Origin of the sequence: Mycobacteroides sp. CBMA 271 (assembly GCF_009729205.1) — a bacterium.
Taxonomy (GTDB): domain Bacteria; phylum Actinomycetota; class Actinomycetes; order Mycobacteriales; family Mycobacteriaceae; genus Mycobacterium.
The window spans coordinates 341,235-353,077 of record NZ_VTHB01000007.1 but is presented as its reverse complement, the minus strand read 5'-3'; the positions used below and the strand labels follow the sequence as shown (position 1 = coordinate 353,077).

14 protein-coding genes are annotated in these 11,843 nt (G+C 64.3%); 11 read left to right on the top strand and 3 right to left on the bottom strand.

Annotation, left to right across the window (positions count from 1 at the left end; translation table 11 throughout):
* Positions 1 to 87 precede the first annotated feature (87 nt).
* Positions 88 to 603, top strand: coding sequence for an Lrp/AsnC family transcriptional regulator (locus tag FZI91_RS19840; protein WP_155940761.1), 516 nt, complete (start codon positions 88 to 90; stop codon positions 601 to 603).
* Between the two features lie 31 nt (positions 604 to 634).
* Here the strand turns inward: FZI91_RS19840 and FZI91_RS19835 are convergent, their stop codons facing one another.
* Both FZI91_RS19835 and FZI91_RS24130 read right to left on the bottom strand, forming a co-directional pair.
* Positions 635 to 2,884, bottom strand: a complete 2,250-nt coding sequence (locus tag FZI91_RS19835; protein ID WP_155940760.1) for a bifunctional SulP family inorganic anion transporter/carbonic anhydrase — start codon at positions 2,882 to 2,884, stop codon at positions 635 to 637.
* Positions 2,885 to 3,001: 117 nt separating this feature from the next.
* Complete coding sequence (locus tag FZI91_RS24130) at positions 3,002 to 3,232, bottom strand: hypothetical protein (RefSeq protein WP_155940879.1); 231 nt, start codon at positions 3,230 to 3,232, stop codon at positions 3,002 to 3,004.
* 492 nt (positions 3,233 to 3,724) lie between these two features.
* Between FZI91_RS24130 and dapB the strand changes: the two genes are divergently transcribed.
* The 9 genes from dapB to FZI91_RS19785 all read left to right on the top strand — a co-directional run bounded on the left by dapB (position 3,725) and on the right by FZI91_RS19785 (position 10,455).
* Positions 3,725 to 4,459: a 4-hydroxy-tetrahydrodipicolinate reductase gene (dapB, locus tag FZI91_RS19825; protein WP_162525985.1), complete on the top strand. Its 735-nt coding sequence runs from the start codon at positions 3,725 to 3,727 to the stop codon at positions 4,457 to 4,459.
* Positions 4,460 to 4,918, top strand: a complete 459-nt coding sequence (locus tag FZI91_RS19820) for a hypothetical protein (protein ID WP_155940759.1) — start codon at positions 4,460 to 4,462, stop codon at positions 4,916 to 4,918. It begins immediately after the preceding gene.
* Positions 4,915 to 5,367 carry a flavodoxin family protein gene (locus tag FZI91_RS19815; RefSeq protein ID WP_162525986.1) on the top strand — a complete coding sequence of 151 codons (453 nt, stop codon included), beginning with the start codon at positions 4,915 to 4,917 and terminating at the stop codon, positions 5,365 to 5,367. The genes FZI91_RS19820 and FZI91_RS19815 overlap by 4 nt, the downstream gene beginning before the upstream one ends.
* 10 nt (positions 5,368 to 5,377) lie before the next feature.
* A complete protein-coding gene (locus tag FZI91_RS19810; RefSeq protein WP_155940758.1) occupies positions 5,378 to 5,848 on the top strand; it encodes a hypothetical protein in 471 nt (156 codons plus the stop codon).
* A gap of 123 nt (positions 5,849 to 5,971) precedes the next feature.
* On the top strand, positions 5,972 to 7,240 hold the full coding sequence (locus FZI91_RS19805; RefSeq protein ID WP_239001740.1) for a phthiocerol/phthiodiolone dimycocerosyl transferase family protein: 1,269 nt from the start codon (positions 5,972 to 5,974) through the stop codon (positions 7,238 to 7,240).
* A 20-nt stretch (positions 7,241 to 7,260) separates the two neighbouring features.
* Entirely contained in the window at positions 7,261 to 8,061 is an 801-nt protein-coding gene (locus FZI91_RS19800) for a thymidylate synthase (protein ID WP_162525987.1), read from the top strand.
* Positions 8,058 to 8,549 (top strand): dihydrofolate reductase, encoded by a 492-nt coding sequence (locus FZI91_RS19795; protein ID WP_155940757.1) that lies wholly within the window; start codon positions 8,058 to 8,060, stop codon positions 8,547 to 8,549. Before FZI91_RS19800 ends, FZI91_RS19795 begins: the two co-directional genes overlap by 4 nt.
* Complete coding sequence (locus FZI91_RS19790; protein WP_162525988.1) at positions 8,546 to 9,235, top strand: thioredoxin domain-containing protein; 690 nt, start codon at positions 8,546 to 8,548, stop codon at positions 9,233 to 9,235. The genes FZI91_RS19795 and FZI91_RS19790 overlap by 4 nt, the downstream gene beginning before the upstream one ends.
* A complete protein-coding gene (locus FZI91_RS19785) occupies positions 9,232 to 10,455 on the top strand; it encodes a DNA glycosylase AlkZ-like family protein (protein ID WP_309224116.1) in 1,224 nt (407 codons plus the stop codon). The genes FZI91_RS19790 and FZI91_RS19785 overlap by 4 nt, the downstream gene beginning before the upstream one ends.
* Here the strand turns inward: FZI91_RS19785 and FZI91_RS19780 are convergent.
* Complete coding sequence (locus FZI91_RS19780; protein ID WP_162525989.1) at positions 10,418 to 10,960, bottom strand: YceI family protein; 543 nt, start codon at positions 10,958 to 10,960, stop codon at positions 10,418 to 10,420. The genes FZI91_RS19785 and FZI91_RS19780 overlap by 38 nt on opposite strands.
* 99 nt (positions 10,961 to 11,059) lie before the next feature.
* Here FZI91_RS19780 and thyX point away from each other — a divergent pair, with 99 nt between their 5' ends.
* Positions 11,060 to 11,812 carry an FAD-dependent thymidylate synthase gene (gene thyX, locus FZI91_RS19775; RefSeq protein ID WP_162525990.1) on the top strand — a complete coding sequence of 251 codons (753 nt, stop codon included), beginning with the start codon at positions 11,060 to 11,062 and terminating at the stop codon, positions 11,810 to 11,812.
* Positions 11,813 to 11,843 lie beyond the last annotated feature (31 nt).

Sequence of the window (11,843 nt, the reverse complement as noted above, 5' to 3'; positions counted from 1 at the left end):
CTGTTCACAACTAAGTCTCATGTTCAAGTGTGAAGAAGCGTCGGGAAACACGCAATATTCATGCGGAAGATTCGGTAGATTGCAAAAATGTCCGCAAAATCACCGGAATCACGGCTCGACATCCCGTCCACGCCGAATGATGTTCGGCGGGTGGAGCTCGATGACATCGACCGCCGCATCCTGCTAGAACTGCATGACGATGCACGTATACCCAACAGTGCGCTCGCCGAGGCGGTGGGTATCGCGGCGTCCACCTGTCACGGACGGGTCAGACGTCTTCAGGAAACCGGCGTGATCCGTGGATTCTTCACCGATGTTGATCCGGCGGCCATCGGACGACCGCTGCAGGCAATGATTTCGGTCAGCCTGCAGGCCAACGCGCGCGGCAAGATTCGCACCTTCATCCGGGATATTCGTCAGCTGCCACAGGTCATCGACGTGTACTTTCTGGCCGGCGCGGACGACTACATCCTGCACGTGGCGGCCCGCGACACCGAGGACCTGAGGTCCTTCGTGGTTGAGAAACTCAACGCACAGCCCGATGTCGCGGGCACGCAGACGTCCTTGATCTTCGAGCATCTACGTGGGGGAGCGCCCCTGTAGATGTGGACGGGCGGAAGGTAGACGCCGCCGTTCAGCTGGTGGCGGGCGCTGGATCCTGTACGACACCGTCCGCGCTGCCGTCCTGGCCCACGATCCCGTTCTCATCGACCTCGTACACATGTGCCTCTGCGATGTTGAAGAACGTGCCGACCACGCGCAGCCGACCCGCCACCACGGCTCCGGCCAGAGTCGGGTGGTGGATAAGCCTCTCCACCTGTATCGCCACATTCACGATGCCGAGCTGGTCGACCTCGTTGAACCCGCATGCCTCTGCGCTGGCGCGCGCCGGATGGTGTTCTTCAAATGCGATGAGGCTGTCGCGGCCATAGTCGAGCCATCGGCCCACCGGGGTGGTGGGCGCGTCGGTGGACTCAGTCAGCAGCGCCTTCATGGCTCCGCAAGACGAATGTCCGCACACCACAACCGAACTGATGCCTAACTGGTTGATTGCGAAATCCAGTGAGGCATCCACGGAGCCGTCCGCGGGATCGGTGGGCACCAGGTTGCCGACGTTACGCACCGTGAAGAGATCGCCAGGACCGCTGGCGGTGATGACGTTCGGCAGGATGCGTGAATCTGCGCAGGTGAGGAAGAGCGCATCCGGGTTCTGGCTGTCGATGAGCTCGGCAACGTGCGGACGTAGTGCGTTCGAACCTCGGGCGTTGTACTCATTGATGCCGTCGATGATCGATGCACCCGCACCGTCATTCTCGCTGCGACGCCACGACCGCCATGGCACCAAACCGACAGCACGAGAGGCGAAATGACGCTTCGGCCGGGTTTCGTGCGCATGGTGCAGCTTGGCGTGCGAGGACTCGACGATCATGACGGTGCCACCACCTGCCTCATGGGCGCGCTTCCAATCGGAGATGGCCTCCGAGATGGCGTGATCGACGTAGTCGGCGTTGATGGCGAGGGTTACATGTGCGCCCGGCGGAACCGTGCTGAGTATCTTGGTCAACCGGGGCATCGACAGGAAGCTCAGCGTGCCGTCGAGCTCGACATGCCACTGCCGCGATCCCTCAGTACCGAACGGGCGAGCATCCATGTGTGCCCGCATGACCCGGGCGACGAGGATGCCGATGGCCACCAGCAGCCCGATACCCACACCTTCGAGCAGGTTGAGGAAGACGACCGACACGATGGTCACCGTGTAGACGGCCAAATCGCCGGTGCGCCAAGCGAGTTTCATATGCGCCAGCTTGACCAGCTGAACACCGATGATGATGAGCAGGCCGGCGAGCGCGGCCTTGGGGATGAGCTGTACCAAATTACTGAACAGCGAGGCGAACAGCAGCACCCAGAGGCCGTGCAGGATTGCCGAGGCTCGGGTCTTTGCGCCCGCGGCGACGTTGGTGGAACTGCGGACAATCACGCCGGTAATCGGCAGGCCGCCGAGGAAGCCCGATGCCACATTGGCACTGCCCTGACCGATCATCTCGCGGTCAAAGTTGGTGCGTGGACCGGTGTGCAGCTTGTCGACGGCGACCGCGGATAGCAGCGACTCGACGCTTGCGATAAGGGCGATGGTCACCACGCCCAGGATCACTGAACCCCACTCGCCGTTGGCCGGACCGACCAGTGTCGGCAGGCTGAGGGCATCAAAGAAGTTGCCCGACAGGGTAATTCGCTCGGCCGGCGAGTTGGTGAAGTATGCGAGTGCCGTGGCGGCGACAATAGCCACCAAGGCGCCGGGGATCATCCGGATCTTGGGTGGCAGTTTCGGCCACAGGAGCAGGATGGCGATCACCATCAGGCCGATGATCACATCGGGCAGGTGATGGTTGATGACGCCCTGCGGCAGTGCCTTGATGTTCTGCCAGGCAGAGCTCTGCGACGTTCCACCCATCAGGACATGCACCTGTTGCAGCGCGATGGTGACGCCGATGCCAGCGAGCATCGCGTGCACCACGACCGGCGCGATCGCCAGGGCGGCGCGGGCCATCCTGCTCAGCCCGAACAGGATCTGGAGAACTCCGGCACCGACGGTGATGAGACAGGTCAGCTGCCAGCCGAATTCATTGATGAGCTCGGCGACCACCACGGTGAGGCCGGCGGCCGGGCCGCTGACCTGAAGGGGTGATCCGCCGATGGCGCCGGCGACGATGCCACCCACCACGGCCGCGATGAGCCCCGCCATCAGCGGGGCTCCGGAGGCGATCGCGATACCGAGGGAAAGCGGTAGCGCGACGAGGAATACGACCAGGGAGGCCGGAAGGTCGTGCCGCATGTTCTGCAGGAACGACACCTTCGAGGCCTGCTCGGTAGCAGAAGTCGTCATGAAAGTAAGCCCTATCGGGGATTAAGGGTCGCAGCAGCTGCAGTTCTGAGTGCGTGCGCGACTAATGGATAGATGATGAGACGCGTATGACGGCGTCGTTGCCGTCACGGCGACGACTCAGCGTCGATCTATCCCGAGGGTGATAAGGCGTTGTCGTCCAAAGTTGTCGGGCGCGCGGGAGAACAGCGAGCCTCGAGCGACGAGGAGTGCCAGCAGGGCGGCGCCCAAAAGTGCAGACATGTAAACGGCCACGGGTAGCCGCAGCGACAGCGCGCTGGGCTGCTGCCGGATTCGCGTGGCGGCAGCGCTCACCGAGCTCTTGGCGTGCTCGTGAATCTCCTCGGGCAGCATGTTCGAAACTGGCGAAGATCCAACGACGGCCGTCCGCCATCCGAAGATCTGCCCGTGGGTGGCCGGTCCGAGGAAGCACAAAGCCGCCAGGAGGGCGATTGCGACGCCCCCCACACGCGTGAATCGCTTGCGGCCCGACATGGGCTCTAGGGTACCAGTGGGCCGGTGATCTTGTTCGTATCGCAGCTAGGGATATGTTTCTGAGAAGAACCTGAGAGCATCGCGTGACGTCGGCAAATAGTTGCCAGGATCGTGAGGGTGGTCACAAGCAACCTTGTCGGGCTAGGAATTCACAGTCACTTAGGCGCCGCCGCAAGGGGTCAACCATGAGTTGATCGACTCGTCTAGCAAATAGTGTGTCAGTAAGTCACGACCTTGTCGATACCGATAACGGCGCCGTGTCGAGTTTTCTGATTGGCGAAGCGGAATGCGGCGCCGCAACCGGCGGCGGTGATGGTCGGGGCGGTGACCGCCTATTAGGCTGCTTCCGTGACTATCGCCGTCGGAGTGCTTGGAGCACAAGGCAAGGTTGGCCAGGCCATGTGCCAAGCGGTTGAGGCTTCGGCCGATCTGGATTTGGTGGCGGCCGTCGACAAGGACGACTCGCTGGAGACGCTTACCGCGGCCAGTGTCGTCATCGACTTCACTCACCCTGATGTCGTCATGAACAATCTGAAGTTCTTGATAGGCGGCGGTATTCACGCGGTCGTCGGCACCACGGGCTTCACCGACGAGCGCCTGGACCAGGTTCGATCATGGCTGTCGGAAAGCCCGGGAACGGGCGTGCTGATCGCTCCCAACTTCGCGATCGGCGCCGTCTTGTCGATGAAGTTCGCTCAGCAGGCGGCCCGATTCTTTGAATCGGTTGAGGTCATCGAGCTGCACCACCCCAACAAGGCGGACGCCCCCTCCGGGACTGCGACCCGTACCGCCCGGTTGATCGCCGAGGCGCGCAAGGGACTGCCGCCGAGCCCCGACGCCACCAGCACCGGAATCGACGGAGCCCGCGGCGCCGACGTGGACGGAGTGCGGGTGCATGCGGTACGCGTCGCGGGACTCGTCGCGCATCAAGAGGTGCTGTTCGGTACGACGGGTGAGACGTTGACCATCCGGCACGACAGCATCGACCGCTCGTCCTTCGCGCCAGGGGTGCTGCTGGCCGTGCGCAATATTGCGGCGCGCCCCGGTCTGACCATCGGCATCGAGCCACTGCTGGAGTTGTAGATGTTCGCCGCCGCCCGGGTCAAGATCCTCATCGCGTTTATGTGTGCGGCGATGGTGGTGTACTTCTTGATCCTGGGCCGGATGGGTGTGGCGCTGATCCAGAGCGGGAAGCCCGCAGCGATCGGCATGGGGATCGGGGTGCTGATCCTTCCGTTCATCGGTGGATGGGCCATGATCGCCACGCTGCGTGCGGGTTTTGCACATCAACGGCTGGCCATGTTCGCGACCGAACAAGGCCGCGATCTCGACGTGAGCGCCCTACGTAGGACGCCCTCCGGACGCGTCAACCGTGAGGACGCCGACGCACTCTTCGCAACCATCAAGGCCGAGGTTGAGGCCGAACCCGCCGACTGGGTCGGCTGGTACCGGCTGGCCCGCGCATACGACTACGCCGGGGACCGTGGTCGCGCCCGCGAGACCATGCGCACCGCCGTGCAGATGCAGCAGGAGACCCTGTGACTCGCCTGCTGGTTGTGCACCACACCCCGTCGCCGGCCACCCGTGAACTATTGGAAGCGGTGTTGGCGGGCGCCGAGGATCCCGAGATCTCCGGGGTGGAGGTGGTCGCTCGTCCCGCGCTGGCGGCAACGCTCCCGGACATGCTCGACGCCGACGGCTATCTGTTTGGCACCACCGCGAACTTTGGCTACATGTCCGGCGCGCTCAAACACTTCTTTGACACCGTTTACTACCCGAGCTTGGATCACGTTGCCGCGCGCCCTTACGGCCTGTGGGTGCACGGCAACAACGACACCGTTGGCGCGGCATCGGCGGTGGACAAGATCGTGACCGGACTAGCCCTGGAGAAGGCTGCCGACGTGCTTGAGGTCGTCGGGCCGATCACCGCATCCGTGCGTGAGCAGGCCTATAACCTGGGCGGCACACTCGCGGCGATCTTGATGCACTGAGGAGACTGGCATGCCTGGTTTGGCCGAACTAGCCCTGGGAGCAGCACCCATTGCGGGTGGCGCCATGTTGGGAGCGGTGGCAGGCAATCTCAAGCCGCCGGACTTTCGGGCGCTCATCGCCAAGGACTTCGACCTGCTCGATCGCATCCCCGCAGAGCAGACCGAGCGTCGCGCGGCATTTCAACGGACCATCGATCAGCGCATCGATGACTTGATCGCCAGCTCCGATCGCAGTCGTTCCCTGCGTGATGCCGCGCTGTCCTACGGCGGTGGCTGGCGGGACATTCTGGTGTTTGTCGGTGCCGTTTTGTTCACTGTGATCTGGTGGAACGTGGAGCACACCCGGACGAACTGGATCGTCATGTTCTTGGTAATGCTGGCGCTGACGCTGATCGCCGGGTTCTACGCGCTACGCACGACGGTGCGCGGACTGGGCAGTCTGCGCGGGAGACGGCATCGCGGATCCCCGGGCTCGTCATAGACGCCCCGGTCGAATCCGTCATGTCCGTCATAGTCTGTTAGGTCAGATCTCAAAGTTGTTCTTAGACATGGAATATCGGTTGTCTATCTTTTCGGTGTGACGCCGAATGCCCGCTAGTTTGCAATGGTGGGATCTGTACGGATGCTCTCGGCGGCCGAGTCGGAACTGAACCATCTGCGCAAGTACACGACCATTTGGTATGTGGCGTGGCTGCGCGGAGAGGTCGACGTTGACGCTCTGACGACGGCTGCGGCAGTCTTGCGCCAGACACACCCGTATCTGTCCGCACGGGTCGAGTCCGTAGGTCGCCGATTCCGGATCGTCACCGAATCTGTGGGTGGCACCGTGGTGGCGCCGCAGACACGGCCACTGGAAAGTCTTGCGACACTGCCGGTGCTTTCCCTCGGCGATGGAACCTTCGCGATTCTTGTCTTCCCCCGTGAAGGCGGCAGTGTCGTCGCAGTCGGGGTGGACCACTCGATTGCGGATGCACGCCTGAGTTATTCGTACTTCCACGAGCTCTGGGATTCTTACACCCGGATCGTGACCGCGGGCGAGACGCCGCAGGCACATCCCCAGCCACCTCCCGAGGCCCCCGAGACTGCGATGGCACGCCGGGGCCTTCATCGAACTGCGCCGCCGGAGAAGCCCTGGTTCGGACAGACAGTCTGGGGCGGGACGCAGCGTGAGACCGCGGCATCCGCGACAACGGCGCTGGGTTGGAAACATCGCTTTGGGGCCGAGCAGTCAGCGCAGTTGCGGGCAGCAGCCCGGCGCCGTGGCAGCACCGTGAACGGCCTTGTCACGGGCGTGATCGCGCTTGCGGAACGAGCATTGCTTCCCGTGGCGGCCCACGAACCGGTGAATCTGGGCTTCGAGTCGCTGGTGGACTATCGCCGGCATCTGGTCCCGCCCGCCGAACTAGGCGAGATTGCCAACGGAATCATGATCGCGCGCAGCCAGGTACTTGTTCGCGCCCGTGACGACCCGCAGCAGATCGGCGCCGAAGTGACGCGGCAGATTATCGAGGACATCGACAGCGGGTTGCTTGTGCAGGGAGTGCACCACATCGCCGACACGCTGCTGACGGGTCGTTTCGGGCCTTTCATCAGGATCACCAACCCCGGTGTGCTGCCCGCACCGGCCTTGCCGGCGGGGCTATCCATGGACGATTTCGATATACATCTCTCGGCGGAAAGGACAAGCCGGACCGCGGGCGCCGACGACGCACCCCTACCGCAGGCTTCCCGATATGAGGTCTATTCCATCTGCGACCGGCTCACCATCGTCGGCAAATTCCCCGCCGGATCCCTCACCCGCGAGCAGGCCGACGCGCTGCGCGCAGACGTCGTCGCCGGGATTCACGCTCTCGCCACACCAGGATCGTCGTAGCAGCGACGTAAGCTAGCCGCGTGCCCGTTTCCACTCCCTACGAGGATCTGTTGCGTCTCGTGCTCGATGAGGGCACCCCGAAGTCGGATCGCACCGGCACCGGTACCCGCAGCGTCTTCGGCCACCAGCTCCGCTACCGCCTCGACGACGGCTTTCCGTTGATCACCACCAAGAAGGTGCACCTGAAGTCGGTGGTCTACGAGCTGCTGTGGTTCCTGCGCGGCGAGTCCAATGTGCGTTGGCTGCAGGAGCACGGGGTCAGCATCTGGGACGAGTGGGCATCGGAAACCGGTGAGCTGGGTCCGGTGTACGGGGTGCAGTGGCGCTCGTGGCCCACCCCGTCGGGTGAGCACATCGACCAGATCAGCTCCGCGCTGGAGATGCTGCGCACCAACCCCGATTCGCGCCGCAATATCGTCTCGGCCTGGAACGTCGGCGAGATCCCGCAGATGGCGCTGCCGCCGTGTCATGCCTTCTTCCAGTTCTATGTCGCCGACGGCAAGCTGAGTTGCCAGCTCTATCAGCGCAGTGCCGACCTGTTCCTCGGGGTTCCGTTCAATATCGCCAGCTATGCGCTGCTCACCCACATGATGGCTGCGCAGGCCGGGCTCGGGGTGGGCGACTTCGTATGGACCGGCGGTGACTGCCACATCTACGACAACCACGTCGAGCAGGTCACCGAGCAGCTCCGCCGCGATCCTTATCCGTATCCGAGACTGGTTTTGGCGCAACGTGATTCGATATTCGACTACGAATACGAGGACATCACCGTCGAGAACTACCAGCACCACCCGGCCATCAAAGCGCCCGTCGCGGTATGACGGGAACCATCGGGCTGATCTGGGCGCAGTCCCGCGACGGCATCATCGGTGCGGACGGCGCCATCCCGTGGCGGCTGCCGGAGGACCAGGCGCGCTTCAAACGAATCACCTTGGGACACACCGTCATCATGGGGCGAAAGACCTGGGAGTCGTTGCCGGTCAGCGTTCGGCCGCTGCCGGGCCGGCCCAATATTGTGCTGACGCGGGATGCGTTGTTCGAACCGGACGGTGCGTTGGCCGTCGGCTGTGCGGATGCCGCGTTGGCGGCCTCGGACGAGGCGCCCTGGGTCATCGGCGGCGGCGAGATCTACCGGCTGTTCCTGCCGCTCGCGCAGCGTTGCGAGGTGACAGTGGTGGACGCCGACGTACCGGGCGATGCGCTCGCGCCGGATCTCGATCAGAGTTGGATCGTCGAGGAAAATGACTGGCAGACAAGTGAATCCGGGTTGCGATATCAATTCCTGAGCTACCGGAAGGTCGACGTGTGAGTCTCCCGCGAGCGGGAGGTGCGCCCAGTCTGCTCCTCCTGATTGCCACTGTGGTGCTGCTTCTCACCGGTTGCACTCGCACCGTCGACGGCGCCGCATCGGCGCCCGCCGACGCCGCGGGCTGGGGGACCGGGCAGGGTGCCGGTGTGACCGTGGGCGGCGCTGGTGATGTCGCCGCGGGCATCACCGTGTACCTCGATTTCCAATGCCCATTCTGTCAGAGATTTGAGGCCGAGTACGGCGAGGCCATCACCAAATACGTGACCGAGGGCCGCCTGCAGGTCACCTATCGGCCGGTGAGCTTCCTGGATCGGGCCTCGGCCAGCGGCGACTATTCCTCGCGGGCGGCGGCCTCACTGTTCCTGATCGACCAGTCGGGGGCCTCTGATGCGGTGGTCCTGGGTTTCATCGGCGAGATGTTCCGCAGGCAGCCGGCCGAAGGCTATGGGAACCTCACCAATCTGCAGATCAGCGAGATCGCCGCGGGAGCCGGAGTGACGGGCGATGTGCTGCGTCAGATTTCGTCTCTTCAGGTCACCGATGCGGACCGCCAACGGACCGCGGGCAACGAGCAGCAGCTGACCGACCAAGGCCTCGCAGGCGTGCCCGGGGTCGTTGACGGCTCGGGGGAGATCATCGACCCGTCCGACTCCGACTGGTTGGTGCGTCTCGTAGGAACCCGGTGAGCCGGTCGACACTGACGGTCGGGCAGGCACGGCGGATCGCGATTGCGGCCCAGGGCTTCGCGAATCCGATCAAGGCGCCGGTCACCCGTGCCCACTTGCGCACCCTCATCTCCAGAATTCAGGTGCTGCAACTGGATTCGGTGTCGGTGGCGGTGCGTGCCCACTATGCGCCGGTGTTCAGCAGGTTGGGGCCCTACGATCGCACGCTGCTCGACGATGCCGCCTGGAGTCACAGCGCCCGCACGCCGCGGCTGCTGATCGAGTACTGGGCGCATGAGGCGGCACTGATATCCATCCAGGACTGGCCGCTGATGCGTTGGCGGATGCGCGAGTACCGGCATGGACGGTGGGCCCGGAAGTTCGTCGAGGAAAACCCCGGCCTCGTGGGCGAGGTGCTCGGAGCCGTCGCCGAACTCGGGCCGTGCACAGCCGGACAGATCGAGGCATACCTGGAGCGGGAAGTACCCAGCCGCAAGGGCCCGTGGTGGGACCGCAGCGAGACCAAGTGGATCGCCGAGGCACTGTTTTCTTCCGGAGAGTTGACCACCGACAAGCGTGTCGGCTTCTCGCGGCATTACCAGCTGGCGCACAAGGTGATTCCCGCCGACATCTATCGGCGTGAGATTTCCGATGACGAGGCGGTGCTCGAATTGGCGCGCCGCGCCGCGGGGGCGCTGGGCATCGGGACCGAGGCCGACATCCGCGACTACTTTCGGCTGTCGGCCGGGCAGATCAAACCGGCGCTGGCTGCACTCGCCGACGCGGGGGAGGTGGAGAAGGTTGCCGTCGACGGGTGGACTGCTCCGGCGTATCTGGCTGCCGGGCAGAGCATTCCACGAGTCGATCGCGGGACGGCGCTGCTGTGCCCCTTCGATCCGCTGATTTTCTTCCGGCCCAGGGTCGAGCGGCTCTTCAACTTTCACTACCGCATCGAGATCTACACGCCGGCGCCCAAGCGGCAGTACGGGTATTACGTCTGGCCGTTCCTGCTCGACGGGCATCTCGTCGGCAGGGTCGACCTCAAGGCCGATCGTGCCGCAGGGACGCTCAATGTGGTGGGGGCGTTCGCGGAAGCAGGGCAGGATCCGGCACGCATCGCCGCGCCGTTGGCCGAGCAGCTCAGCGCCATGGCGTCCTGGCTAGGACTCGACGCGGTCGCGGTGGGTAGCCGTGGTGAGCTGATCAGGCCCCTTGGCGCCGTCCTTCGAAAGACACGATGACCAGGTCGGCGACCTTCAGTGTTCCCATCGCCATCGAGAACGGTTTCACCTGGTACGCCTTCTGGGACACCTCCGCGGTGAGGCTCAACTGCTGATCCGCGCCGTCCCGCGCAACGTCGAGGTCGATCTCGACGGCCTGGGTCACCCCGTGAATGGTCAGCGGACCATGCATGCGGTAGCCCGCGGCCGTCTCGCTGATCGTCTCGGACCGGAACTCGATGGTGGGAAATCGCTTGGCGTTCAGTGTCTTCAACGCGTTGGCCTTCACAATGGCCTTCTCCGGCCCGGTCAGGGGCGTCAGCCCGCCCTCGCCCTGCTCCACGCGTAGCGAGCCGACCTCGACAACGAGGCGCACGGATGCCGGGCCTTCGGAGGATTCCTCGACCGAGATGGTCCACGACTCCATGACGAGTGTCAGACGATGTCCCATGCGGGCCGCCCGCCCGGCGACCCCGGTGCGCAGGGTCAGCGTGCCGTTGGTGGGTCCGAGTGTCCATGAGCTCACCGGCCCAGTCTCCCGTCCGCCGACACGCCGTGTGGTGGCGGGTTCGTATCGCAGGTGTTCGCCACGAACGGGCGTGTCGGCGGCAAGTAGGGTGTGCGCGTGGCCGAGATCGTGCCGCTGCGCGTGCAGCTGATAGCTAAGACCGACTTCATCGCACCTCCAGACATCGACTGGAGTACCGATGCCGACGGTGGACCGGCGCTGGTCGAATTCGCCGGGCGGGCCTGCTACCAGAGCTGGTCCAAGCCCAACCCGCGCACGGCGAGCAACGCGAGCTACCTACGCCATGTCATCGAGGTGGGCCACCTGTCGGTGCTCGAACACGCCTCGGTCACCTTCTACATCACCGGCATATCGCGCTCCTGCACCCACGAGCTGATCCGGCACCGCCACTTCTCCTACTCGCAGCTGTCCCAGCGGTTCGTCCCCGAGGCCGACTCCAACGTCGTCCTTCCCCCGGCCGTGGAGGAAGACCCCGAGCTGGTCGAGCTGCTGCGCAAGGCCACCGACGCAAGCCGCGCCGCCTACGTCGAGCTGCTCGAGAAGTTGGAATCCAAGCTTGCTGATGTCCCCAACGCGGTACTGCGGCGCAAGCAGGCGCGGCAGGCCGCCCGGTCGGTCCTGCCCAATGCCACCGAGACGCGCATCGTCGTCACCGGGAACTATCGGGCGTGGCGGCACTTCATCGCGATGCGGGCCAGCGAGCACGCCGACGTGGAGATTCGCCGCCTGGCCATTGCCTGTCTGCGCGAGCTCACCGACCTGGCCCCGTCGATCTTTGGCGACTTCGACATCGCGACGTTGGCCGACGGCAGCGAGGTCGCGATTTCCCCGCTGGTCTACGAGGGATAGAACACCTGCGTGTTCACCAGTTCGCATGCCG

Excerpts from the sequence above, each read along its gene's own strand:
- FZI91_RS19840 (WP_155940761.1), top strand. The coding sequence starts at position 88 with ATGTCCGCAAAATCACCGGAATCACGGCTCGACATCCCGTCCACGCCG.
- FZI91_RS19835 (WP_155940760.1), bottom strand. The coding sequence starts at position 2,884 with ATGACGACTTCTGCTACCGAGCAGGCCTCGAAGGTGTCGTTCCTGCAG.
- FZI91_RS19820 (WP_155940759.1), top strand. The coding sequence starts at position 4,460 with ATGTTCGCCGCCGCCCGGGTCAAGATCCTCATCGCGTTTATGTGTGCG.
- FZI91_RS19810 (WP_155940758.1), top strand. The coding sequence starts at position 5,378 with ATGCCTGGTTTGGCCGAACTAGCCCTGGGAGCAGCACCCATTGCGGGT.
- FZI91_RS19805 (WP_239001740.1), top strand. The coding sequence starts at position 5,972 with ATGGTGGGATCTGTACGGATGCTCTCGGCGGCCGAGTCGGAACTGAAC.
- FZI91_RS19795 (WP_155940757.1), top strand. The coding sequence starts at position 8,058 with ATGACGGGAACCATCGGGCTGATCTGGGCGCAGTCCCGCGACGGCATC.